This is a genomic window from Microbacterium maritypicum MF109 (assembly GCF_000455825.1).
Taxonomy (GTDB): domain Bacteria; phylum Actinomycetota; class Actinomycetes; order Actinomycetales; family Microbacteriaceae; genus Microbacterium; species Microbacterium maritypicum_A.
In genome coordinates, this window is the sequence record NZ_ATAO01000206.1 from 552,608 (window position 1) to 575,594 (window position 22,987).

23 protein-coding genes and 1 pseudogene are annotated in these 22,987 nt (G+C 65.8%); 18 read left to right on the forward strand and 6 right to left on the reverse strand.

All coding sequences use genetic code 11. The features are described from left to right. Nucleotides 1-313 precede the first annotated feature (313 nt). Nucleotides 314-1,284 (forward strand): annotated as a pseudogene (locus tag L687_RS41640) (IS3 family transposase); the annotation flags it as partial. Between the two features lie 178 nt (nucleotides 1,285-1,462). Here L687_RS41640 and L687_RS36940 read toward each other — a convergent pair. After that, a complete protein-coding gene (locus L687_RS36940) occupies nucleotides 1,463-2,878 on the reverse strand; it encodes a hypothetical protein (RefSeq protein ID WP_021200877.1) in 1,416 nt (471 codons plus the stop codon). Between the two features lie 34 nt (nucleotides 2,879-2,912). Further along, the gene (locus tag L687_RS42840) at nucleotides 2,913-3,062 is read right to left on the reverse strand and encodes a hypothetical protein (protein WP_021200878.1); all 150 of its coding nucleotides are present in this window, start codon (nucleotides 3,060-3,062) and stop codon (nucleotides 2,913-2,915) included. 440 nt (nucleotides 3,063-3,502) lie between these two features. Between L687_RS42840 and L687_RS36945 the strand changes: the two genes are divergently transcribed. Genes L687_RS36945 through L687_RS36960 form a run of 4 tightly spaced genes read left to right on the forward strand, consistent with a single transcriptional unit; the run spans nucleotide 3,503 to nucleotide 4,594 of the window. Further along, complete coding sequence (locus L687_RS36945) at nucleotides 3,503-3,781, forward strand: hypothetical protein (protein ID WP_021200879.1); 279 nt, start codon at nucleotides 3,503-3,505, stop codon at nucleotides 3,779-3,781. After that, a complete protein-coding gene (locus tag L687_RS42845) occupies nucleotides 3,778-3,990 on the forward strand; it encodes a hypothetical protein (protein WP_021200880.1) in 213 nt (70 codons plus the stop codon). Before L687_RS36945 ends, L687_RS42845 begins: the two co-directional genes overlap by 4 nt. Continuing rightward, the gene (locus tag L687_RS36955; RefSeq protein ID WP_021200881.1) at nucleotides 3,987-4,328 is read left to right on the forward strand and encodes a hypothetical protein; all 342 of its coding nucleotides are present in this window, start codon (nucleotides 3,987-3,989) and stop codon (nucleotides 4,326-4,328) included. The genes L687_RS42845 and L687_RS36955 overlap by 4 nt, the downstream gene beginning before the upstream one ends. Further along, nucleotides 4,325-4,594, forward strand: a complete 270-nt coding sequence (locus L687_RS36960; RefSeq protein ID WP_021200882.1) for a hypothetical protein — start codon at nucleotides 4,325-4,327, stop codon at nucleotides 4,592-4,594. Before L687_RS36955 ends, L687_RS36960 begins: the two co-directional genes overlap by 4 nt. 226 nt (nucleotides 4,595-4,820) lie before the next feature. Here L687_RS36960 and L687_RS36965 read toward each other — a convergent pair whose 3' ends face one another. Next, on the reverse strand, nucleotides 4,821-5,876 hold the full coding sequence (locus L687_RS36965) for a hypothetical protein (RefSeq protein ID WP_235045242.1): 1,056 nt from the start codon (nucleotides 5,874-5,876) through the stop codon (nucleotides 4,821-4,823). A gap of 61 nt (nucleotides 5,877-5,937) precedes the next feature. Here L687_RS36965 and L687_RS36970 point away from each other — a divergent pair, with 61 nt between their 5' ends. Next, nucleotides 5,938-6,771, forward strand: coding sequence for a hypothetical protein (locus L687_RS36970; RefSeq protein ID WP_031207816.1), 834 nt, complete (start codon nucleotides 5,938-5,940; stop codon nucleotides 6,769-6,771). Here L687_RS36970 and L687_RS36975 read toward each other — a convergent pair. Together L687_RS36975 and L687_RS36980 are read right to left on the reverse strand one after the other, a co-directional pair. Further along, on the reverse strand, nucleotides 6,768-7,208 hold the full coding sequence (locus tag L687_RS36975) for a DUF488 domain-containing protein (protein WP_021200885.1): 441 nt from the start codon (nucleotides 7,206-7,208) through the stop codon (nucleotides 6,768-6,770). The two genes, L687_RS36970 and L687_RS36975, sit on opposite strands and share 4 nt — an antisense overlap. A 276-nt stretch (nucleotides 7,209-7,484) precedes the next feature. Further along, the gene (locus L687_RS36980; protein WP_021200886.1) at nucleotides 7,485-10,010 is read right to left on the reverse strand and encodes a helicase C-terminal domain-containing protein; all 2,526 of its coding nucleotides are present in this window, start codon (nucleotides 10,008-10,010) and stop codon (nucleotides 7,485-7,487) included. A 137-nt stretch (nucleotides 10,011-10,147) separates the two neighbouring features. Between L687_RS36980 and L687_RS36985 the strand changes: the two genes are divergently transcribed. The 10 genes from L687_RS36985 (at nucleotide 10,148) to L687_RS37030 (ending at nucleotide 17,439) form a co-directional block, all read left to right on the forward strand. Next, on the forward strand, nucleotides 10,148-10,375 hold the full coding sequence (locus L687_RS36985; RefSeq protein ID WP_021200887.1) for a hypothetical protein: 228 nt from the start codon (nucleotides 10,148-10,150) through the stop codon (nucleotides 10,373-10,375). Nucleotides 10,376-10,378: 3 nt separating this feature from the next. Beyond that, nucleotides 10,379-11,722 (forward strand): WGR domain-containing protein, encoded by a 1,344-nt coding sequence (locus tag L687_RS36990; RefSeq protein ID WP_152525931.1) that lies wholly within the window; start codon nucleotides 10,379-10,381, stop codon nucleotides 11,720-11,722. Between the two features lie 166 nt (nucleotides 11,723-11,888). Beyond that, nucleotides 11,889-12,314: a GIY-YIG nuclease family protein gene (locus L687_RS42560; protein ID WP_152525932.1), complete on the forward strand. Its 426-nt coding sequence runs from the start codon at nucleotides 11,889-11,891 to the stop codon at nucleotides 12,312-12,314. Nucleotides 12,315-12,366: 52 nt separating this feature from the next. Continuing rightward, complete coding sequence (gene ligA, locus L687_RS36995; RefSeq protein WP_046398987.1) at nucleotides 12,367-14,355, forward strand: NAD-dependent DNA ligase LigA; 1,989 nt, start codon at nucleotides 12,367-12,369, stop codon at nucleotides 14,353-14,355. Between the two features lie 32 nt (nucleotides 14,356-14,387). Beyond that, nucleotides 14,388-14,717, forward strand: a complete 330-nt coding sequence (locus L687_RS37000; protein WP_021200890.1) for a hypothetical protein — start codon at nucleotides 14,388-14,390, stop codon at nucleotides 14,715-14,717. Nucleotides 14,718-15,181: 464 nt separating this feature from the next. Then, nucleotides 15,182-15,553: a hypothetical protein gene (locus L687_RS37010; protein ID WP_021200892.1), complete on the forward strand. Its 372-nt coding sequence runs from the start codon at nucleotides 15,182-15,184 to the stop codon at nucleotides 15,551-15,553. After that, a complete protein-coding gene (locus L687_RS37015; protein WP_152525933.1) occupies nucleotides 15,550-16,275 on the forward strand; it encodes a hypothetical protein in 726 nt (241 codons plus the stop codon). The genes L687_RS37010 and L687_RS37015 overlap by 4 nt, the downstream gene beginning before the upstream one ends. Nucleotides 16,276-16,280: 5 nt before the next feature. After that, nucleotides 16,281-16,601: a hypothetical protein gene (locus L687_RS37020; RefSeq protein ID WP_152525934.1), complete on the forward strand. Its 321-nt coding sequence runs from the start codon at nucleotides 16,281-16,283 to the stop codon at nucleotides 16,599-16,601. A gap of 2 nt (nucleotides 16,602-16,603) precedes the next feature. After that, nucleotides 16,604-16,933 carry a hypothetical protein gene (locus L687_RS37025; RefSeq protein ID WP_021200895.1) on the forward strand — a complete coding sequence of 110 codons (330 nt, stop codon included), beginning with the start codon at nucleotides 16,604-16,606 and terminating at the stop codon, nucleotides 16,931-16,933. Then, complete coding sequence (locus tag L687_RS37030; RefSeq protein WP_021200896.1) at nucleotides 16,930-17,439, forward strand: hypothetical protein; 510 nt, start codon at nucleotides 16,930-16,932, stop codon at nucleotides 17,437-17,439. Before L687_RS37025 ends, L687_RS37030 begins: the two co-directional genes overlap by 4 nt. Before the next feature lie 19 nt (nucleotides 17,440-17,458). Here L687_RS37030 and L687_RS37035 read toward each other — a convergent pair whose 3' ends face one another. Next, entirely contained in the window at nucleotides 17,459-17,953 is a 495-nt protein-coding gene (locus tag L687_RS37035; protein WP_152525935.1) for a hypothetical protein, read from the reverse strand. A 1,304-nt stretch (nucleotides 17,954-19,257) separates the two neighbouring features. On the opposite strand from L687_RS37035, the gene L687_RS37040 reads away from it, so the two are divergent. Both L687_RS37040 and L687_RS37045 read left to right on the forward strand, forming a co-directional pair. Beyond that, the gene (locus L687_RS37040) at nucleotides 19,258-21,597 is read left to right on the forward strand and encodes a hypothetical protein (RefSeq protein WP_167540707.1); all 2,340 of its coding nucleotides are present in this window, start codon (nucleotides 19,258-19,260) and stop codon (nucleotides 21,595-21,597) included. Continuing rightward, nucleotides 21,594-22,955 (forward strand): hypothetical protein, encoded by a 1,362-nt coding sequence (locus L687_RS37045; protein WP_021200899.1) that lies wholly within the window; start codon nucleotides 21,594-21,596, stop codon nucleotides 22,953-22,955. The genes L687_RS37040 and L687_RS37045 overlap by 4 nt, the downstream gene beginning before the upstream one ends. Nucleotides 22,956-22,987 lie beyond the last annotated feature (32 nt).

Genomic DNA, 22,987 nt, shown 5'->3' on the forward strand with positions numbered 1-22,987 from the left:
CAGAAACGCTGCGAGATGTCAAGCCTATTTTTAGCTCCTCATCTGCATTTTGCTCTACACCCTCCGGACCATGACATCGATAAACTCCCGGTCGGCCACCGAATCGCTGTCGGACAGGATCCGGCGCTCGTATCGCGGCGGCAAATCCGTCGTCGAAGTGGCCTGTTGCGACGCCCCTTGATCATTAGCGCTCGCGCAGCGTCCTATGTGGGCACTTCCGTCCGCTGAGCACCGCCTGCGTACGCGGACGCCTCGTCGGCGAAGACCACTGAGATCCTCGATGGCGCAGCCTGGCCACCCGCTACGACATCGCGGAGCTCGACCGCCACTACCGGAAATAGTCGCGTTCACCGACGCGAACAAAGACGACCTGGTCGACGGTCGCCGGCTCGGAGTCGAGCTCATCTGCAGACTGCTGCAGATGGCCCCGAGCAGCTACTACGCGACCAAGACCCGCACCCCGTCCGCTCGCGCGGTGCGGGATGTGGAGTTGGTCCCGCGGCTGGTCCAGCTGTGGGAGAGCAACTACCGGGTCTACGGAGTCCGCAATCTGTGGAAGGCAGCCCGGCGGGCGGGGATCGTGATCGGCCGCAACCAGACCGCGAGGCTGATGAAGGTGGCGGATATCGAGGGCGCGAGGCGGTCGAAGAAGGTGAAGACGACGAGGTCGGATCCGGCGTCGTCGCGGCATCCGGATCTGGTGCAGCGGGAGTTCACCGCGACCGCACCGAACCGGCTCTGGGTCACCGATCTGACATTCGTGCCGACCTGGGCGGGCGTCGCCTACGTGTTCTTCATCATCGACGCGTTCAGCAGGATGATCGTGGGGTGGCGGTGCGCGTCACACATGCGCACCGAGATGGTCCTCGACGCGATCGAGATGGCCCGCTGGTCGCGCGGCGCCCGGCACGAGAATCTGCGGTGTCACAGCGATGCCGGATCTCAATTCACTTCCATCCGCTACGGCGAACGCCTCGCAGAAATCGGCGCCACGCCGTCGATCGGGGGACGGTCGGCGACAGCTATGACTGCGAGCATCATGGTGTCAACGCCCTCGCCGAGACTGTGAACGGCTACTGCAAGGCAGAACTCGTCCGCGGACCCGCGCGGCCAGGGCCGTGGAAGACGGTCGAAGACCTTGAGCTCGCGACGCTCGGGGGGGTGCACTGGCACAACACGCAGCGCCTCCACGGCTATCTCGGCGACGTCCCGCCCGCCGAGATCGAGAACGCGTTCTATGCTGTCCCCAACGACCGCAATCTGCTGGTCGGACCCAAGCGTTGAAGATTACGAGCCACTGTGTTCCTGATGAAACCCCGGCGAGAGCTGTGGGGGTATTCCGATTCACCCAGGTCCGCTGAGCCTGGGGCAGAAACAACAGGAACGAGATCACCGATGCGAAGAGCCCAATAGTCTCTATCAGAAGTTCCAATACCCGCCCCTTCCCGGCATCGCGCCCATGTCAGAGCCCGCGCGCCACCGCGGCGCCCATCGCCAGGCAAGCTCGCTGGGTCTCAGGCCGGAGTGCGTCGAACCGCAGGACACCGTTCACGATCGCGGGGTCGAACGGGATGTGGACGACCTCTCGGACCATGCCCGCGAACCCCTCCTTGATCTTCGCGATCTCTGCGGCCTTCGCGTGCGGGTCGGCCTGCGTGATGACGACGACGGCGTTCTCCGCGAGCTCCGCGGCCGCACCTCCTTGGTCCGTGAGCGCCTCCAGTAGGAGCGCTGCCGCCTCGGCGTGGTCGGCCCGCGTGGTCGTGGGCACGACGAGCTGGTCGGTGAGGTCGATCATGCGTCGCCACATCGGATCGGACTCGTCGTTGCCGCTGTCCATGATGATCATCCGGTAGTACTTCGAGAGCACCTGATGGATGTGGTCCACATCTCTCGGTTCCACGCGCTGGCGGTCGGCGAGGTCCGTGGGCTTGGACCGAAGGATGTCGTACTGGTCGTCAGGCTGATGATGGACGTAGTGCGCGAGATCGGCTGACCGCGTTTCCGTGGAGAGCAAATACGGCACCTGCGGGAGCAGGTCCAGGATCGTCGCGTCGTGCGGACCAGATGCGGTACGCCAGCCGAGGGTCCCGCGGAACTGGTTGTTGTCCCAGGCGACGATTCCAGCCCCGCCCCACTTCGCGAAAACAGCGGCGAGGAGGATCGAGACTGGGGTCTTTCCGGCTCCTCCCTTGCCGTTCGCGACGGCCATGGTGCGAGGACCGGGCCAGTGCTGCGAGACGCACTGCAGATCGGCCCGGCGTGCGGTCTCCGCCTGCGATGGCTTCAGGCGGATTCCGAACCGGGCGAGGAACCCTCGCAGCCCTTCGTCTGCCGGCGGCTGGACCGCGGGTGCGGCGATGAACGACTCTCGCCGCGTCCGCTGTTCACGGCGGGTTGTCGACGTGCCATCGACTGGCGCGGGCGCGGGCGCGACCGGGGCGGGTGCAGGACGCTGGACTGGCTGGACCGGGTCGCGATCTGGGTCTCGGCGCCAGGTGCTTCGTGCTGGGGGTCGCTCGTGCAGCGGCGCCCGGGCCGGGAGTTCGTAGATCGGAGCGATGCTCTCCGCCTGCGGCGTGGAGGCGGCCTCTGCGACAGGCTCTTCCCGCGGGGGCTCAGGTGCCGTCGTGGCTTCGACGACCTCGACCGCACCGTTCGGCTGCACGACGAGCTCCCAAGTACCGTCTGGATCGGTGGACCGGAATGGAACCGGCGATCCCAGTTGGCGAGCGTGCTCGATCACGCGATCGACGATGACCTGACGTGCTGTGTCCGGGTCGTCTTCACGTACCTGCGCCGGCACGCCGTCGATGACGTACCGCCCGGTGCCATCGGCCAGGATGACCGCCGTCGCTGTGCCTGCTTCGATGCTCATGTCGTCCACCCCTGCGAACAGCCCGCGTACTCGGTCACTGCCGCGGCTCGATCCTGTCGAATGTCGCAGCACCTGTAAGCGCCCAGTCCTGATGCCGGTCTTCGGCGTCAGGACCCTCGAAGACGTAGACGAGCCCGTCGCTCTCGACGGGCACCTCGATCCGGTGCGTGTTCAACTCGCTCATACCCGTCCACCCCTGCGAACACGGCCGCACCTGGGGCCCCGTACAGGCATAGTCAGACACCCTCAGTCCGGCGTTTGCCCTACTCTCAACTGGTCTCCACTCCCCCGGACAGACGGTCAGACGTCTCCCGGGTGGATACATACAGACCTCGGGGCCACGATTATTACGGCCCATCATCGAAGAGCTCTCCCCGAGCGGTAGTAGTAGCTCTCTAGACGAGTCGTTAACTCTCATCTCTCTCTGTACATTTCCGGCTCTGCCCAGTCGGGAGTAACCCTGAACCCGGTCAGACCGACTCTGACCGGGCACCAACGGTTCACCCGTTCCGCCGGTCAGGAGTAGGCGGCGCACCGTACAGACTGGATTTCTGGGCAACTCTGTTCACTGACGGGCACGGGGACCCCGTACCGTTACCGCGCGGGGCCGGATATGTGGCCGTCATGAACACCACGCAGATGCCGGATCCGGTCCTGGAGACCACACTCCCCGTCGGATTCATCGAAACGTCGACGTACGGAGACGAGCTCGCGGCGATCGCGGAGACGATCGCCGCCCGGAGCGGATACTGCAGCGATCGGGACGAACTGTTCGAGCGGATCCAGTCCGTCACCGAGTCGATCCCCGAATGGCAGGCCCCCGCGGTCCTCCGAGACGTCGTCGGCCGGCTGGTCTCCGTTCACCTCGAGCTCATCGCGGAGCGAGAGGCGTCGATGCCGTGACCGACCACGCCGGCGTCCGCCTGACGAACTCGAACTGCACGCTCGCTCAGAGGCTGCACGTCCTCGACGAGCTGCGCAAGATCTGGTCGGACCCGACACAGCCGACGAACCGACGAAGGAAGGCGAAGAGCGCATGGTCCGATCTCTTCGTCGTTCCCGGGCCCGCAGTAGACCCCGCAGGGTCCCGGATCCCGCTCGACGTTCGATGAACGCTCTCGATCCTCTTCTCGTCGACTATGCCGCCGAACGCGTCGCGACGGCCCGCGAAGATATCGCCCTCGCCGGTCGCCTCCTCGCTGCCCCAGAGATGGACCTCGCTGAGGCACGCGCGATGCTGCTGAGGCTGACCGTCGAGCGCACGTTCCTCACCGCACATCTGTCGACGGTCGCCGATCAGATCGCGCGGATGCCGGCGTCCGAACAAGACGATGCCGTCGCTCAGGAGCTGCGGCCTCTGACGATGGCGGTGGAAGGCGCAGCACTGGCCCTCGCTCGTCTTCGGCGTGCCCTCACCGACCTCGAGACACGGATCGGAGCACTCCGATGAGCCAGGACACCGCTTACGAGATCCATGCTCGGGCCGGATATGTCGCACTCCGCCTGCACGCCGGTCAGACGGAGATCAGAATCAGCCCGGCGGATGCCGCCCGGGTAGCCAGGGACATCGAGTCGCTCATCCCCCGCAACGGTGGCGCAGACATCGTCATCGCCCTGGATGAGGACCATGAGATCGTCGTCCCCGCCGCTCAGGCGCAACGACTGCGAATCGAACTGCTCGACGCCGCGGCATACACCCAAGCACGACAGCGGTAACCGGGTATGTGGCGGGCATGAACGGTTAGTGTTCGTGAGCGAGGCAGACGCATTCTCTTCGAACTGCGACGCGATGACGTCGTCGCCTCACAACTGGCAACGACAATGGCTCTCCCCGCGTTGACTCAATTCCGACTGCAGATACGTCGGCGAGCACTGCGACGCCCCGACATCCGTGCTGCAATCGCAGCGTGTTCCCGCTGCCCAGCGGCGATGGGGACGCGCATTAGAAGACGAAGTCCGCTGGCTCCATCCAGAACCTCGAGCGACCGCCATCGAGATCTTCCCAGACGAACCCAAAGTCAGTGAGCCACGCATCGAGCACGTCGGCGAGCTCGTCTGTCCATCGTTCGAGATCGCTCGGGTCGACGCGGATCCCCCCGGACGGGATGACACTAAGGAGCCGTTCGAAATCCTCCCAATGGTCCTCAACCATGAGTCTCCAGAGGTCTGACTCGACGACATTCTCGGGGACAGATCCGCCGACCTCCGATTCCGCGATCCTTCGCGCAGCAGCGACATAGGCGAGTGCCTTCCACACGTGATGGGTCTCCTGGACAACCTCGTAGGCGAGCCGATCGACTTCCCTGTGCTCCTGGTAACTGGCCACGTAGCGCTGTAATGCCGACCGTAGATGGCTAAGGCCCTCCAGCGGAAAGTCGATCTCGTAGTCTTCTCGCAATTCGGGAGGTACACCCAACTCGGCGCGGTACTCGGAGATAACCTGATGTGCCGCGGTCAAGAAGTCTTGGCGGGCCCGACCAGCTGCTGAGAAGTCTGGGTTGTCCTCGCCGGCCTGCTCCATGGCGACGTGCTGCGCCTCGTGGGTTGCGGTGCGACGCGCCATGTCCGCTCGAGCTTCTTCGCTTGTCGCGACCTGCTCTGCGTCCTCCGGCGAGAGGTGCTCGCGGGCCGCGTCTGAATCGAGAAAGAGGAATGCGGGAAACACGACGTGCACCTCGCCGTCAACGACCAACGTCTTCGCCGCGACGGAGCCAGCCCCGCGTTCCAGGTCGAATGAGTCACGGTACGGCCCGTCGGGGAGCCGGGATTTCACGGATTCGAAGAAATCGCCTCCGATGACGAGCTTCACCTCGTCGGGGCGCAACGCTAGCAGCTCCAGGGCACCTCGGCAGAAGTCGATCAGCGGCGTTGCAACTGGCTGTCTCGGGTCCATGCCGAGCATCACCGAGTCGGCGTCCTCGATAACCACTTGAACGGCAGGGATGGAGGTCAACGCGTCGGCTGTGTCATCGGTCGAGGGCATATCGAATGATGGCACGATAAGCGGCTCGCGCGGTGCTCTGAGTTGCGACGTCCGTTCTCGGCAATATGCTCCACCTATGAGGGTGGAAGGTGAACGGGCCCGCGTGCTCATCACGGTGAAGGCGACGCCACAGCCGTCGACGAGCTACGGGGACACGTCTTGCGTTGCCGGCGTCCGAATCGACGCTGATGAGCCGAGCTGGATTCGGCTGTACCCAATTGCGTTCCGCTGGCTCGACGGCGACGCGCAGTTCCACAAGTACGACGTCATCGAGTTGGAGGTGCGCCGCAAGGACTCCGACACCCGCCGCGAGAGCTACTCGCCGACGCAGGATTCGTGGAACGTCGTCCAGAAGCTCCCGCCGTGGAAGGCCCGGCACAAGGTCATCGGGCAGCTGGAGTCCACGACGACCTGTGAGCTGATGCGCGCCGCATCAACTGACGGGTCAGCTCCTTCCCTCGGTCTCGTCTACCCGGCAGACATCGATCGGCTCGAGTTTGAGCCGCACCCGAAGTGGACGCCGGAGCAGTTGGCGAAGATGCAGGCGCGCATCGACAAGGAGTCATCGGCGCTCATACCGATGAGCGGTTCGATTCCCGCCATCCTGAAGGAGCCGGAGTTCAAGGTCCGGTACCGCTACCGATGCGCGGATGCCTCCTGCGCTGGACACCAGGGCCGCATCCTCGACTGGGAGCTGACGTCACTGCAGAATCGGCTTCGCCACCGAGGCGAGGACGTGAAGGCGGGCGTGACCGAGAAGTTTCTCGAGCAGATGTTCGCCCCCGAGCGGCAGGCCGGGTTCTACATGGGGAACTTCGAGCTCGCTGCACGCCGCGGCAAGTTCAGTGTTCTCGGTGTCTACTGGCCCCGTTCCGAGGACGCGATCGCTCCCGCGCCGACTCTCTTCTAGGACTTCACAAGATTGCGGGTCATCAGCAGCCGCACCTGGTCAAGCACCTGCTCGCGATGGCAGTGCTGCTCATCCTGCTCGTAACAGAACAGCACTACCTCACCCGCCTGCGCGAGATCGGTGACTTGCTGCAGTGCCGTCGTGGCTGCTTCCGACTGGAGCTCCTGGCGGAAGCGGTTGCGAACCTCGTTCGCCAGGTTGGACTCGAGCTCGCCATACCCGGCGCGGTTGTCGCGCTGGTTCCCGAGCGCCGGCAGATGGATGTACGCGATGCCCGCCTCGCCCAGCGCCTCCGCAAGAGCGCGCTTCGAGAAGCCGCGCTTGCGCGAGATCGCGTTTAGTCGGACGTCGACGAGCGTCTGGATACCACGGATGCGCAGCTTCGAGATGAAGGCGTCCAGGGTCAGCCCCTCGTATCCGATGCCCGAGATGCTCATAGGGTGTCCCTTCCTTTGACGCAGCCGATGCGCTGCAACCCGGCACCGCGAACTGCAGTACCGAGCGTCACTCCGCGCTGTGAACTGCCGTCCGCACGCCGTGCATGTGCGATTGGGGACCTGTCGAGCGCGAAGCTCGCTGGTCACGCTCGCACGCAACGCCGACAGCTCGTCCAACGATAGGCGCGCAACGTCGACCATGTAACAGATACTAACCGTTACGTGGGCGTTCCCGTGGAGGCGCGGCGGAGCTGACCCGGGATTCTTTCGTCCGGGTCAGGAACTCTCGCGCGGCTCTCGCTTTGTGCGGCGCGTGAAGCTCGGGAAGAAGCCATCCGCGGTCAGGTTGAGTGCTGACAGCTGGGCGCCGATCGCCGCTACGTCCTTGAACCCGTCGTCCTGCGCGAGCGCCCGGGCGAACTTCTTCAGCGCCTTCTTGAGCTCCTTCATGTCCGCCCGGTTGATCGAGCGACAGTTGGGCGGTGGCGTGCCCGCGCGCTCAACGACGTGACTCGGGTGAACGACGAGTGGGATGACTGTCGCGTCGGCACCGTACTCGCCTTGGGCCCAGTTCACGGAGCCGGCGAGCTGGTTGATGTCCTTTTTCCAGATGACATTGGCTGTTGCGCCGGTCTTCGCCTCGATCACCACGTAACGGTGCATACCGATCGACCACATCACGTCGCTGCCGATCTTGAAGTCTCGCTCCGGCTGCTGCGCGAGGAACCCGAGGTGCTGCCCGAGCGACGCGAGCGAATCCTCCGCCTCGTCCGTACGAACCGGGTCCCACGCCAGATCGGTGATCAGTGCGTCGATGCCGACGATCAGTTCGGCACCGTTGGCGTACGTCGCGGAGAGGAACGACTTCGCCTGCTGTGCTTGGTCGTCGTTCTGCCCGAGGTGCTCATAGTCGATACCGGCAAGCGGGGTCAGCACGGCCGGGTTGTTACGCGAGGCCTGGTCGAGTACGAGCTGCGCGGTGACTCCGTTCACGTGACCGAGGTACGCCGCGTGGGTCTCGCCGAGCCATCCGGCGAGGCGCGTGTCACCGGCGGCAACCGCAGCGTCGACAGCATTCCCCGCGTGCTCCGCGGCCTCCTCATACCGACCGACGCGCGCAGAGTTGTAGGCGGCGCGCAGATGGCGTGAGACGTCGGAGACGGCGCCAGGGTCGTACTTGACCCCGAGAAGAGCCTCGCGGGACAGGGTACGGAAGTCGGCGTCGCCGCCGATGACCTGTCGGACCACAGCTTCGATGTCCTCGACCGTGGCGCCATCGAGGTCTGAGGCGATCGTCCGGGAGAGCTTCAGCTGTGCGCGCGTTGCCGGCGAGAGTCGGTCAGCGACATCTGCCCTTGCCACGAGCTGTGTCAGGCGAGGGCCGATCAGGACGACCGCGCAACGATCGTCACGGCTGCGGACCCCGCGCCCGATACCCTGCTCGAGTCGTTGCAGTTGGCGTGCGACCATGGCTTCGCTGTCACGCAGCGCAATGGCTTCGCGCCGCTCGGAGCCGGTGTATGCAAAGGGCAGACTGTCGATCACGAGCAATCGGCATGCATCGTCCGGGAGATCGATGCCGTCGTAGCGCCCGACAATGACGACCAAGCCGACGTGACCAGCGCGTAGCTCGGCGACCACCGCACTAATGTCGTCGGGCTTGCTGGCTGTCTTGTCCGCAAACTTCGACCATTCGTTTGCGAGCCGCCAGCTCGGAACGAGCACGACCACGTTGTGGTCCTCTGCGACCGCGCCGGCGAGCTCACGAATCTCTGAGACCTTGATCGTGGGGTTCAGCTCCTGCGGCGCGAGGACGAGGCGGTCTCCCAGATCGGACGCCGTGTCGGGCACGATCGAGTTCGCGACGCTCTCGGGGTTGGCATCGAAATGCGTCACCAGCAGACTGTCATCCGCCAGGGTCGCCGTCATGTAGATGCGACGCTTCGCCTCCGCGAAGGACGGGAACTTCTCGGCGGGCGTACACGGCGGCTTGATCTCGACCTCTTCGGCGGAAGCAGTCACCTCGCAGATCGCCAGCAGGTCCGACATGACAGGCCAGGCCCACTCGAAATCCGACGTCGCTCGATGGGGTCGCAGAATGGCGAGCACCTGCTCCTGTCGCTCAATCCAAGCCCAGAAGGGAATACGGAGGACTGCGCTGCGATCTCCATCGCGGATGTCCAAGTAGGCGTTGAGCCCCTGCGCCTTGAGCTCCTCCTCGAACAGGTCAAGCAGTGGCTTATACGCCTCGTGCGTCGCGGGGATGGCCAAGCGCGCGGCCTCTTCGGCGATCGCGAGCGCCGCATGGGCATCATCGATGACGATCGTGCCGACGGGAATCGGCTGGCGCGTAGCGGAGCCTTCGATGCCGAAGCGCGTCTTGGCGTTCATCAGTGTCTGCATGGTGGTGACGCAGATCGCCTCGCCGGCGGTGAACTTATGGTGCTCCGGGTCGGTGACCACGACCAGCCCGAGAGCACGCGCTTCCTCCGCGACACGCTCGGCGAGATGCGGGTCGGGGGCGACATAAAGGGCGGGCCCCACACCTTCGTGGAGCGACGACTGCAGCATCAACAGTCCAACGATCGTCTTCCCGCCGCCCGTATTCGTCTTGATGACGAGGTCAGTCTCGGTCCTGCGTGGGTACCAAGCGTCGAGGACGGCACCCTGCACGGCGCGCAGGTATCCGTAGCCGACTTCCTTGTTCGGCAAAGCGTCAAAGAGCGCCGTCGGCTCAGTGATGGCGCGAATCGCTGTCCCGGCAGTCAGCTTGCCGAAGTTGAACCCAGGCTTCTTGGTCACACCTGAGTATCCCAGAGCAGCTGCTGTACCTACGGATCAGCCGTCGCCGAATTCCCGCAGACGCCGACATCGTGACCTCCGGCGGTGTAATGCGATCAGGCACCACCTGTACCCACGGCGCCGGGTATGTGGCGCACATGGACACCACCTCTCCCGCTCCCCAGGTCGCCGTCACCACGCCGCCGTGCATGAACTGCGGTGCCAGATCCACCGTCGTCGTCGACGCTGACCGGCTCGCGTCCTGGCAGGCCGGCGCGCTGACGCAGCTCGCCTTCGACAACCTCGATGCAGGGACGCGGGAGCTGCTGATCTCGGGCATCCACCCCGACTGCTGGCAGCAGATGCTCGGCAACTCCGAGGAGTGAGTGGTGCCAGCCGCAGGGCATGTGGCGGGCATGGGCACCAAGATCGCTGAGACCTACCTCATCAACGTCGACTCGGGCGCGAACGCCAACAAGTTCTACCGCGCGGAACTTCACGACGACGGCACGGTCGTGAAGAACTGGGGGCGGGTCGGGGCCACCGGGCAGACGAAGGTCGAGAAGGGCGGACGCTACGCCTACGAAGACGTAGTCGCGCAGAAGAAGCGTCGTGGGTACACCGTCGTCGACGTCATCGGCGCCACGGCATCCACCAAGGCCGCTCCATCGGCCATGCTCAAGCGCGCGGCTACCGCACAGCTGACCGGCGGCCGCGCCGACCCTGTTCTCGCTGACCTCATCGACCGGCTTGTGTCCGTGAACAAGCATCAGCTGCTGGAAGCTTCCGGCGGCCTGATCTCCGTGAATCTGGCCGGTCAGGTCACCACGCCGCTCGGCGCGATCAGCGCCCGTTCGATCCGGGATGCCCGAGCGCTCCTCGACAAGATGAGCGGCATGACTCGCGGCGCTGACCGTGGGCGTCTCACGGAACAGTACCTGCGACTGATCCCTCAGGCGGTGCCGGTCTCCGCTGGACGTGGCTGGTCGGAAGGATGGCTCGACGCTCACACGAGCGCGCGCGGACAGTCGGAGCTTCTGGACTCCCTCGAGGCGTCCGTTCGGTACGCGGACGCCTCGCAGGCCACCGCTGATGAGAGCGGGCGCGTGCCCGCTGACCTGTTCCGCTATCGGGTCCGGGTCCTCGATCCCACGGATGACGAGTTCCAGGCGGTGATCGATCGATACAACGACACGAAGCAGGACGCGCACGCTTGGTCGAAGACCCTCAAGCCCGTCCGCGTGTACGCCCTCGAGGATGCTCGTCATGGCGACGAGATCGCCCAGACCGCGAAGCGTGTGCGGAACGTGCGCCGGCTCTGGCACGGCACGGGCGCGGCCAACGTTCTCTCCATCCTCGCCAAGGGCCTGTTCATCCCGCCGACTACCGGGTCTGGCATTCACATCGCCGGACGCATGTTCGGGGACGGCATCTACCTCTCCCGGTCCGCCAGCAAGAGCGCCGGGTACTCGGTCGGCTACTGGGGCGGAGGGAAGTCTCAGTCCGTGTTCATGTTCCTCACCGAGACAGCGATGGGATCGGAGTACCGGCCCACCGGTTCCGCGTACGACTCCTCGATCCCTCGGCGAGCCAGGGCCGAGAAGAACAAGAGCGGCAAACCCTACGACTCGATCAATGTCAACCCGGGAACGGGCGGCGTCCGCAACCACGAGGCGGTCGTCTGGGACCCGATGCAGGTGAACCTCCGCTGGCTCGTGGAGTTCGAGGCGTGATCCATGAGCACACGGCTCGACCGAGTATGTGGTGGCCATGAGTATGCGCACCCACTCGATAGCTGGGGTGAGTAAGGCAATATCGGTCGCTCTGGGCGGTGATGCGCGGGCGGGGGCGGGCCATCATCTGAGATGCCGCTCACGAGCTGGCCGTTAGATTGTCGAGATGAGCGAAGCGCTGACGAGCGACGACTGGAAGACAGTCCTGTCACAGAGCCGCCACCTGGCGGGGTCCCTTGTCCCCGCCCAGATTCCCCGCGGTCCGGGTATCTATGCCTGGTTCCGCGAAGGGGGCTGCGTGTACCTCGGGAAGGCATCGAATCTGCGGTCTCGACTCTCCACGCATCTCGCAACGTCGCTTGATCTCAGCCGAAGCACCCTACGCTCGTGGGTCGCCGTGCGGGAACTCGGACTTGAGCGCGCGTACACCCGACGGCGCCCGTCAGCCATGACGCCAGATCAGGTGAGAGTCGTGACAGCGTGGATCCACAGCTGCGAGCTCGCATGGGTGGAAAATGAGTCCGCGGTCAGTGCGGCCGCACTCGAATCCGCGCTGCTCAACCACTGGCGCCCACCCATCAACGCGAAATGAGTGCGTTCACGCGCTGAGCTGCGCGCGGCCCCAGGCTGGGTATGTGGGCACTATGGAAACCATGACCTTCGACTATCCCGCCGCCATCGCCCGCGCTCAGGAGGCCGCGCTCGCCTACTACAACGGCGACGAGCCGACGATGACCGACGCCGAGTACGACCAGCTCCTGGCCGAGATCATGCAGCACGAGGTCGACTACCCCGACGAGAAGGTCGACCATGGCCTGTTCACCGCCGTTGCTGCGGGCTCCGCTGTCGCTGCCGACGTGCCTCACCCGTCGCCGATGCTGTCGCTCGACAAGGTGACCGACGAGAGCGACATCCTGAAGTTCCTCGCCCGCATCGCCGAGGCGGCACCGGATGCCGCCGACTCTCGTGTATCCGTCCAGCCGAAGCTCGACGGGATGGCGATCCGCGCCCGGTACGAGGACGCCAAGCTCGTCCAGGTCGTCACGCGTGGTGACGGTCGCTCTGGCGAGGACGTCACCGCTCGGGTGCTCCGCGACAACATCGAGATCGCGCATCTTCCGCGTTACCTGCCGACCAGCGCACCAGTCTCCTTCGAGGTCCGCGGTGAGCTGCTTATGAGCCACGATGACTTCCTTGCCAGCAACGCCAACCGCGTCGCTGCTGGCAAGGCTTCCTTCGCGAACCCGCGGAACGCGACCGCCGGGACCGTCCGCGCCGACAAGCTCGAATACGACGTGCAGCTCACGTTCGTCACCTACGAGCATGACGGAATCCCTGCCGACGCCGAGAGCCAGTTCCTGTTCGCTGACGATCTTCTGAACTACGGAGGTGGCGCGCACGCGACCGGCACTGCGGCGCCCGCGCTGGTTCTCGAAGCCATCGACCTGTTCGGCTCAGACAGAGCCACCTTCGACTACCCGACCGACGGCGTGGTCCTGAAGGCGACGTCACCGCGGGTGCGAAACGTGCTCGGCGAGACGTCCCGTGCGCCTCGTTGGGCCGTCGCCTACAAGTACGAAGCGCAGACCGGGGAGACCACCATCCGCGACATCCTCGTGGAGGTCGGCCGGACTGGGAACCTCTCCTTCACTGCGGTGTTCGATCCCGTTCTCGTCGACGGCTCCACGATCAGTCGCGCGTCGCTGCACAACGTCGATCTGATCGCCGACAAGGACATCCGGATCGGCTCGAAGGCCGTCGTCTACAAGGCGAACGACATCATCCCGCAGGTGCTGTCCGTGACGAACGGTCCTGACACGACCCCGTGGGTCCCGCCGACGGAGGACGCGGACGGATTCCCCTACGAGTACGCCGGAAAGTTCCTCCGCTCGACCAACCCGGCAGATTCCGTCGCGGCCCTCATCACCTATGCGGCTTCCCGTGACGTGCTCGACATCGACACGCTCGGTCGGTCGGTTGCGGATGCCATGGTCGAGTCCGGCCTCGTGTCCAACCTCGCTGACCTGTTCGAGGTGTCCTTCAACCAGCTCGAGTCGCTGCCGTTCGGCGACGGGGTGTTCGGGGAGACCCGGGCGTCGAAGCTCTACTGGAACATCGCGGCCGCCAAGGAGCAGCCCCTGAACCGGATCATCACCGCCCTCGGCATCCGCAAGACGGGGCGCACGTTCGGGCGGCGACTCGCCGCGCACTTCCGCTCTCTCGACGCGCTGCTGGAGGCCATGCCGGAAGACCTCCAGCAGGTCGAAGGCATCGCCGCTGGACGCGCCGAGGTGATCTACTCCGGTGTGCAGCGCAACCGCCAGGTCATCCGCCGCCTGATCGACCTCGGAGTCACCTCCACGGCTGATGAGGCCGCGTCCGCGGGCGCACCGCTCGCCGGGATGACGGTCGTCGTCACCGGCTCGACCAAAGGCACGAAGCTGGAGGCGTACGGGCGGAACGAGATGAACGAGCTCATCGAGAAGAACGGCGGGAAGTCCTCCGGCTCCGTCTCGAAGAACACATCCCTTCTCGTCGCCGGAGAAGCCGCCGGCTCGAAGCTCGCGAAGGCCGAACAGCTCGGCGTCGAGACGATCAGCCCCGACGAGTTCGCGGAGCGCCTCGGACTCTGACCGCCCACAACGGCGCCGGGTATGTGGTCAGCATGACCGACAAGCTGACCGCATACCTGATCGCCGGCGCACGCCTCACCGGATGCAAGGTGTCACGCAACCTCTGGGGCGGCTACACCGTGTCCGTCGGAAGCGTCGACTACATGACCTCGAAGGACGATGCGCGTGACAACCCCGTCATCCGAAACGAGTGGTCGACGGAACGGCTCGGACCGAAGCGCACTCGCCCGGAGATCGAGGGCATGACCCTCGACGACGTCCTCCGCCGCAACCAGCCGGACCTCACGTCGAGCGCCAGCGTGCAGCACTACATCGACACCGGCTGCTACCTCCCCGTCGTCCGCGATGGGGTCCCAGCCTAAGAGCCCGAACGGAGACCAGGAGAATGCCCGAGCTGCCGGCGCTGAGCACCCCGAGGATGACGATGAACACCCGAAACCACAACTTCGTGACCGAGATTCCACCGATTCAGTGCGTCTCCTGCGGAGCATCGTTCCCAGGCCTCCTGACCGCACCCGCTACATGCCCGGCGTGTGGAGCTGAGCCGTTCCTGGACAGGCGGCTCCGCGGAGGGGTGACCAAGACCTCCACAGTCATCTCGTTGTGGCAGAGCGAGGCATTCGCGGCTCACTTCGAGTCCATGCTGCAGATGGGCCGGACGCGTCCGTCCCGCACGTTCCTCTCCTGTCCCACACCGCCATTCGCCCTTGCACCGCACGCGCCCGTGATTCCGGATCCGAGGGCGTGCGGACCGTGGCAGACGGACGCGCCCGAAGCAGGCGACGCGGCCGAATAGGTCTCCCTGAACGCAGGGTATGTGGTGTCCATGGACATCCAGCACACCGCCGCATCCGCCGCTCGGACAACTCGCCTCCGCGCACCACGCGACATCGCCTCCGACGTCGCCGCCGAGCACGGTCTCGGCGGCGGATCTGCCGACACCTTCCGTCTGATGCAGCTCGCCATCGAGGCGGACCGGGCAGAACGTGATCGACTCGCTCACGTGCGAGCGATCGACATCGTCCACGAGAACTACGGAGCCGACAGCGACCCCGAAGTGCACGCCCGCGCCACCGAACTCGCGGACGCGTTCAGCGGGAACGTCGACGCGAAGTACCTCCTCGCAGTGGCGCTCGATCTCCAGCACCTCAACAGCGACGGCATCCTCGCGATGCTCGCCGAGGCAGCACGGGGATGACATCTCTCCCCGCCACCGCCAGCAGACTCACCGAAGCTGGGCGGTCCGCCCTTGCCGGCGCCGGCCTCACTGCAATGTTGTTCGTCACGAGCACCGCATTCTGGTTCGGGCTCTGCAGCCTCGAGAGCCCGCCGCAGTTCACCAGCTGCGGTCACATCCAGATCCTCTACGAGCTCACGCTGACGGACGAGCAATGCGCCGATCTTCCAACTGCGGGCGCGCTCATCGAGTACAACGGCCTGCCGCAGCGCCTGAGCTCCGTCGAGACGACGAACGGGCCGCGCCTCTACTTCATCGACTCCCCGACCCTCGCCGGCGTGATGCTGGAACCGCGTCACGCCGGCAAGTACTGGGAGCCGGCACAGCTGCTCCGTGCATTCACCCCGATCCTCGGGATCGCCGCAGTCCTCGCAAGCGTCTCACGGCGGAGGGCTTCTCATCGCAGGCAAGACGCGACACTCGACGACGTAACGGCACCAGATGCCGGGTATGTGGATCACATGACCCGCAACGCCCCCGTCCCCTCCACAGACTTCCGCTTCGGCAAGCGCGATGCGGCACTTGCGCGCGCGGTGAGTCTCGATGAGATCGCCGACGCGGGCGGCACCGCGCTGTACGACGCCGATCAGTATCGTCGCGCGGCAGGGCGCGCCCGCTCGTTCGCCGCGTGGGTTCAGTCCATGATCGATGCGCATCCGCAAACGACGACGCCGGGTATGTGATGCGCATGAGCACCACAGTCTTCGCGGACATCATCAGCCGCCACCTGGACGCGTTCAAGTTCGTCACCGCCGACGAGAGAGCGCTCGTGCATCGGGCGTTCGAGCTAGCACCGTCCGAGCCCCTTCCTGCGGAGGCCTTCGCTGCGTACCTCGGCACTGCTGCCGCCGCAGCATGGGAGGCGATCCGCTATCTCCCGCTCAGCGAACCGAACCGTCGCGGATACACGCTCACTCTCGACGAGCTCGCGGGCGGTGAGTGCGCACCGACGCAACGAGAGCTGCTCGTCGTGCTCGGCCGTGCCGCCGACATCATGGAAGGCATCTGACCATGGCTGACGCTTCTTTCTCGCGAGAGCGCACGTGGGTTGCGTTCCACTCCGACGGCGGACAGTGCGCGCTGGCGACGACCACTCACGACTGCCCGCACTCGCACCGATACGAGCAAGCCACGCACGAGGATGCCACGGAGGTCACGATGAGCACCCCCACCGAAGCGGGCCAGGCAGTGCGCGACCCTCGCGGACGCATCGGAATCACGACCGATGCACCTCGCGCCAAGAGTTCGCGCATCGGCGTCATGTTCATTGGCGCCAACTACTCCGTGCTCGCACAGGTCGACGAGCTCACCGTCATCCAGATCGTGGAAGCAAACTCATGACTCTGTTCAGCAGCCGACCGCCGTTCAACGACGACCCGCAGCCGTGGCGAGCACAGGACTTCACCGGTCGCACATACGACCATCGCGTCGCCGACGAGAACGGAGCCCCGGCATCCGCGGCGAGGCTGCGCATGGGATACATTCACGACCCGCGCCCGGAGTACGCTCGCACGCAGCACAACCCGTCGAACCCGATCCTCGTGCAGACCCGCTCTGACATCTCGCTCGCACCTGGAGCCGCGCACGAGATCATCGCCGCCCAGCTTGACCTGCTGAACGCCGGCGACGACTACTGGAACCTCGACGTCGTCACCGGCGAGCACATCGAGCACGCGCGCCGGGTGCTGATCCGACTCATCACCGACGACGACCCGGACGACGCCTGCCGCGAATGCGGTGAGGAGATCGACTACCTCGACATGCACGCCGGGTACGGCATGTGCGGCTCCTGCGTGCACAACGCCGTCCGGTCCGGATGGGACCCCAGCGAACCGGAAGCCGCCTGACCGCGGAAGCTCAAATCGGTCAGACCAGACTGATCCGGTAGGTCATCATCATCGAGCCGTCACCACGTGCGCCACGCTCACGCTGCGCACGCTCCGCGAGCTCGTTCGCGAGATCCGCCGCGGCCTCCGCAGCATCCGCGATCGGGAACCACCGGGACGCGCTCTCCCAGCTCATCGTGCGCCCCGTCTCATCCGACACGGAGACCGGTTCGAACACCCGCTCCCCCGGGACCTCCGGCGCCGCCTTCCTGCGTTCGACATCCATCCACGCACTCGGCAGCTCCGGCACGGACAGCACCGAATAGAGCGCGTCACGGACATCATCATCCGACACCCACAGACCGGCGTTCACCTGCTCGACCACATGATCCGTCACCGCCGCCCATGCCGGCTCGTCAACCTGCACTCGGAGTAGTACGGGACCGGGCCCGCGCAGCATCCCGGGCACGCGCTCCGCCTCCGGAACCTCGCCCGGATCGACGCCCTCCAGCACCTCCGGGTACATCAACCGCAACGCGCTCTCATCAACAGGCCGTGGCAATAGCGCTGTCAGCGTCGCCAGCTTCGATGATGGGATCTCGACGGCACCACCCTCATCGTCCTCAAGGCCGACAACACCGCAAGACATGTGACTACGAGTCCACGCAACAAGAATCACCGAGGCGGTCGGCGCATCCATCCGTACCGCTGCTCGTAGATCATCAAACGCAGATATCGCCAGACGCGTCGTCAACGTCACAGGAGACCTCCCAATCGCACCGGCCAAGCGTACCGAGGTCGCTCGGGTGCGACTAGGTGGGAACCGCCGATGATGCTCGTACCAGCATGCGGCATCTGATCAGACTGAATCCACCCGCTTTACGAACACGACAAACCGTGCAAGCACATCTCGGCCCGGGATGTGCGAGAGGCGATAGCCGAGCACGGATCGCGCGAGGCAGACCGAGCGCCGGCAGGCGATAGCCCGACGCGGCCGACCAGCGCAGAACCCATCCGATCCCCCGCATACATAAGAGCTCGCGGCCTCCTTCGTCGGCCGCTCGCGCGTGGCGCGGCTTGCCGCTGCCGTTCTGTTGCCGTGGTGTCGCGTGTGGCGTTCCGCCGTCGTGGTGCTGTCGTGCTGGTGACGTTGCGCTGGGTCGTTTCGCTGCCGTGCTGCGGGCTGTTCGTGCGTATCGGGGTGCCGGGTTCTTGGTGCTGCGCACGCTGTGCCTGGGTGTTGTTCCCTGTCGTCCTTTCCGTCGCGTGGTGTCGCGTCCTGTGCCGTCTCGTGCGTTCCGTTTCGTGCCGTGTCGTTCCGTCGACGTGACGCTGCCCGGCTGTGCCTGTGCTGACCTTGTCAAGGCGACCATGACGCCCGAAGGGCACAAAGTGTCTGCGCTGCGCGCGCCCCTCCCGGGCAAGGCAGGTCCACCCTCGTGGGCATGCCGGGCGTGTACCCGGTGAAGCAGCAGCAGAGCGCACCAGCGGTGCGCAGCGGATCGTCGTCGATCCGCCCGGATGGTGCAGAGGCAGAAGCCAGCTTCAGACACCCAACCATCCCGCGCGAAGCGCAGACGCGAAGCGTCTCCGTCGAGCCTTCAATGGCGAGACAAGACCCCGCCCCGGCGGCACGTCCCTGTGCCCAGGGAACTGCGGGGTCGAGCGGCGGGGGCCGTGTATGTGGCGGCGCTGGGCGAATTACGTCGCCACATACACGGCGAGAAGCCGATTTCCCGGCCGTATTTCTCCCAGCGCTCGGGGTCGCTGTTCGCAGGGGTGGACGATATGACGTCTCGACACTCAGCGCGCGCGTTCCGCTTCACGAAGGCCGGCGCGATGCACACCTCCGCCACCGATCTCGGCAACGTCGCCTCCAGCGCGATCGTCGCCCTTCCTCCTGGTGCGACGTTCCTCACGACGCGCACCGACACCGGCCTGGAACACGTGCTCGTCACCCCTGATTTCTCTGACGCCGAGTCCGTCGCATTCGCGATCGCGCGGAGCATGAACGCCCGCAGTGACGAGGTCGATGAGGTCCCGGATCTGACCCGCACTGCGCACGTCGCCCGGCTACGCCTCGACCGCGGATCGACCCCGCGCCCGGACACGCAAGCGGGCGCAGACTTCACGGTGCTGTCGCGCGTCATCGGAGACATGTTGAAGCCCGGCGAGTGGGTCGCGATGGCTGTTCGGAAGCCGTCCAAGGCAGAGAGCCGGCACAACAAGATCTGGCTCGAGCACTTCGGTGTTCGCACTCACCATTCGCTCGCTCCGAACGCGGTCGTGATGCAACTGCTCGCCGGCGGGACGGACGCCCGGCGCGCGATGGACCTGACCGTGCGAACCGCCAGCGCGATCCCCGGTTTCGGTCTCAACGTGACCGGCGAGAAGGTGTCCCCCGCGAAGCTGGTGACGTCGTTCATCGTGCTCGCCGTGCTCCTGGTCGGCGCCGGGATCGCATCCATGATGATCCCGCAGATCGCGTGGCCGTGGTGGTGGACGTCGATCCCAGCGGCTGCGGCATCTGTCGTCGTCGCAGTGCTCTTCGGCCGCCAGGTTCTTCCGTCATTCGCTCGGTCGGTGCGGCGCCTTCTGCCGTGGGGCCAAGTGCCGGTCCCGTCACGCCGCTTCGGACGCTGGCAGCCGCCGAAGGCCGCACGCACAGTCCAGAACAAGGAGACCGGTGCGCTCACCGAAGTACCGGCACAAGACGGCGACTACCCGCTTCAGGAGAACGCGTTCCTCGTCGGCCCGCACCTTCCACTGGCCTTCGTCTCTCCGCACACTGGCGCCGGGTCCGGTTCCGCATCCACGGCCGCGCGTTCCGTCCCCGGCGAGCTTCGCGCGAAGGTCGGGCCGCGCGCAGGCGTCGTGGACGACAGCCCCGTCCATCTGTCGTACGCCGACATGTGGGAGTGTATGGCTGCCATCGGCCAGCCGGGCTCTGGAAAGACGGCTCTGCTCGAACATCTGTGGGGTTCGCTCGCGTGCGATCGGAAACATCCCGGCGCCGCGTTCGGACTGCCCGCGCGCAACGCGATGGTCGCTTTCGACACGAAGGGAGATGGGAAAGCCACCGAGCAGTACGCGAAGTGGATGGAGTTCGCCGGCGACCAGCCAGATGTCTTCCACGTGGCCGACCCGACCGCGCTCGAAGGGATCGAGCTGTTCCCGGATCTGTCGGGTCAGACGGCCCACGAATGGGCACGCGACGTCGTCAGCGCCATGCAGTACATCTGGGGTGAAGAGTCGATCGGTGCGCGCTCGTTCGACACGCTCACCAACGTCATGCAGGCGTCGAAGCTGATCGCGCGTCACGACATCGCGGAGCGGGTGGTGCTGCGCACGCTCCCCACCGATGCGTCGCCATGGTTCTACGCGAACCTGCTACTCACCAACGAGGGAGATGAGATCGGCACCGAGCTGTTCGCCGCTCTCGCCGATGCCGCCGTTCAGCCGGACGCACCAGCAGAGATGGCGCAGGCCGTCGCGACGCTGTCACCGATCTACGGTTCCGGTGTGACGCAGGCGCAACGACGTCAGCTGGTGGAAGCGCCGCGCACAAAGATCTCCGCGCTCGTGTCCGCCGAGCACTGGTGGTCGCGACCTTCCACTCGAACTTGGGATGAGCTGCTCGACCAGGACCGAGCTGTCGTCATCAACACCGGCATCAGCCCGTGGGGGCACGTGCTCGACGAGAAGCTCCGAACGGACCTGTCGAGCCTGATGCTGTTCACCTTGCGCAGCGCGATCCGGCGGACGTGCGTCGGCTGGTTCGAGAGCGGCCGCGCCGTCTGGGTGTTCGCGGACGAGGTGAAGCACATCGCGAACGTCTCCGCCGAAGTGATCTCCTGGATGCGCAACGACGCGCGAGCGTACGGACTCCGCTGCATGTTCGCCACGCAGACACCGGACACGCTGATCCCCGAGCTGCGGCGCATCCTCCTCGGATTCGGGACGCTTGCGCTCTTCAAGCAGAAGGAAGGCACGACGGTCCGGGAGATCGTCGCCACGCTCACGCTCTCCGGAACCACGTGGGACACACCCGACCTGGTGAACCTTCGGCGGTACGAAGCGATCATCTCGACGATCTACGACGGCAGCGAGCTCGAACCGTTCAACGCGGTCATGCCGGACTACCGAGGCGAGCGAGACGCCGGCACCTGGGCGGCATGATGCGGTTCGATCAGATTCCCTCCGCGACACCGGATGCATCCAACCGGACCGCTCTTCGGCTGGACCCATACTGGGACGGTCTGTGGCAGTTCGGGTCCGCCGGACAGTGGGTCAAGCGCGAGCACGCCCAGCGGCTTCGCGCGGCGGGAGTGATCGGTCAGCTGCCGGGCCGGCTGCGCACAGACCCCGCCGAAGCTCTCGCCCGAATCGATGCTGACTGGGAACGCAAGCTCGACATCCTCGGCGCCCTCGCCGGGTGGCGAACACTCACCGCAGAGCAGCAGGCCGCGTTCGCCGGCACGGTCGCCGCGGGCACACGTGACCGCGTCATCGGCGACCTCTTCGCGCTCGGGCTGATCGACTCCGGCACCATCTGGGCCCCCACCTCCGAGACGGCCGGCGCTGACCGTGCAGCCCTGTGGCGGCCCGCAACCACGGAGGTCTTCGACAAGCTCCTCGCCCCGCTGCTGACGTACGCCGAGACCGTGTCCGTCACCGGCGGGGAGTCGTGGACAAGCGGCAGCCAGTTCGACCGGCACAACATCCTCACCGCGGAGCTGTGCCTCCGGCTCGCAGAATTCGCTCGGATCGGCACGGTCCTCGGCGAGCGGCTCTCGCGTGTGCGCACTCTCGCGTACTCCGGCGCCGGCGCACCAGAGCCGCCGGGCGTCAGCAATCAGACCGCCGACGCCGTCATCGTCCGACGCGATGGGCTGCGCATCGCCATCGAGACGACAGCGCATACCGGCGGGATGCACCGGTTCGTGAAGAAGGTGAAGAGTTGGTGCGACGTATTCGCCCGCCGACCTCTGGAGACCAACGGCTTGGTCGTCTGCTTCGTCGGCGTCGACCGCGTCGATGTGCGCGCCGAGAAGTCTGTCCACTATGCAGCCCGGAAGGCGATTGCTCGAGCCACACGTGATGTGCCCGGCATCGCCAGCAATCGTACCGCGGACCGCATCTTCTACACCGACTGGACGGACCTGTTCCCCGCGCCCCGGGAGGCATCCGCGGACCTGTTCACGTTCCGCGCGCAACGACCGAACGGACCATCGGGAGGATGGGTCGACGCTCACCTCCTCGATGAGGAATCCGTGCCCTTCGATCCGTCCCGGATGCCAATCGACCCCACGGCAGTGATCGCGAACGCATCCGGCATTCGCGCCACACCGCACTGGCTGCGCGACCCCGTCGACGCCCGGCCGCAGCTGCACATGCTTTCGCTCCGCGAAGCCGGCCTGGACCCGATACCGCACCCGGCACGCAACCGCCGCACCGGCATCCGACTCCAAGACCTCGAGAGCAAGAACAGGGAGATCGGCGGAGCGATTCAACCGCCCGCGCGCCTGCGCTTCTAGTGCACGACCGGTGCTCGTGTTCGCAGGGCTGG

Excerpts from the sequence above, each read along its gene's own strand:
- L687_RS36940 (WP_021200877.1), bottom strand. The coding sequence starts at position 2,878 with ATGAGCATCGAAGCAGGCACAGCGACGGCGGTCATCCTGGCCGATGGC.
- L687_RS42840 (WP_021200878.1), bottom strand. The coding sequence starts at position 3,062 with ATGAGCGAGTTGAACACGCACCGGATCGAGGTGCCCGTCGAGAGCGAC.
- L687_RS36945 (WP_021200879.1), top strand. The coding sequence starts at position 3,503 with ATGAACACCACGCAGATGCCGGATCCGGTCCTGGAGACCACACTCCCC.
- L687_RS36955 (WP_021200881.1), top strand. The coding sequence starts at position 3,987 with ATGAACGCTCTCGATCCTCTTCTCGTCGACTATGCCGCCGAACGCGTC.
- L687_RS36960 (WP_021200882.1), top strand. The coding sequence starts at position 4,325 with ATGAGCCAGGACACCGCTTACGAGATCCATGCTCGGGCCGGATATGTC.
- L687_RS36970 (WP_031207816.1), top strand. The coding sequence starts at position 5,938 with ATGAGGGTGGAAGGTGAACGGGCCCGCGTGCTCATCACGGTGAAGGCG.
- L687_RS36975 (WP_021200885.1), bottom strand. The coding sequence starts at position 7,208 with ATGAGCATCTCGGGCATCGGATACGAGGGGCTGACCCTGGACGCCTTC.
- L687_RS36985 (WP_021200887.1), top strand. The coding sequence starts at position 10,148 with ATGGACACCACCTCTCCCGCTCCCCAGGTCGCCGTCACCACGCCGCCG.
- L687_RS42560 (WP_152525932.1), top strand. The coding sequence starts at position 11,889 with ATGAGCGAAGCGCTGACGAGCGACGACTGGAAGACAGTCCTGTCACAG.
- ligA (WP_046398987.1), top strand. The coding sequence starts at position 12,367 with ATGGAAACCATGACCTTCGACTATCCCGCCGCCATCGCCCGCGCTCAG.
- L687_RS37000 (WP_021200890.1), top strand. The coding sequence starts at position 14,388 with ATGACCGACAAGCTGACCGCATACCTGATCGCCGGCGCACGCCTCACC.
- L687_RS37010 (WP_021200892.1), top strand. The coding sequence starts at position 15,182 with ATGGACATCCAGCACACCGCCGCATCCGCCGCTCGGACAACTCGCCTC.
- L687_RS37015 (WP_152525933.1), top strand. The coding sequence starts at position 15,550 with ATGACATCTCTCCCCGCCACCGCCAGCAGACTCACCGAAGCTGGGCGG.
- L687_RS37020 (WP_152525934.1), top strand. The coding sequence starts at position 16,281 with ATGAGCACCACAGTCTTCGCGGACATCATCAGCCGCCACCTGGACGCG.
- L687_RS37025 (WP_021200895.1), top strand. The coding sequence starts at position 16,604 with ATGGCTGACGCTTCTTTCTCGCGAGAGCGCACGTGGGTTGCGTTCCAC.
- L687_RS37030 (WP_021200896.1), top strand. The coding sequence starts at position 16,930 with ATGACTCTGTTCAGCAGCCGACCGCCGTTCAACGACGACCCGCAGCCG.
- L687_RS37040 (WP_167540707.1), top strand. The coding sequence starts at position 19,258 with ATGCACACCTCCGCCACCGATCTCGGCAACGTCGCCTCCAGCGCGATC.
- L687_RS37045 (WP_021200899.1), top strand. The coding sequence starts at position 21,594 with ATGATGCGGTTCGATCAGATTCCCTCCGCGACACCGGATGCATCCAAC.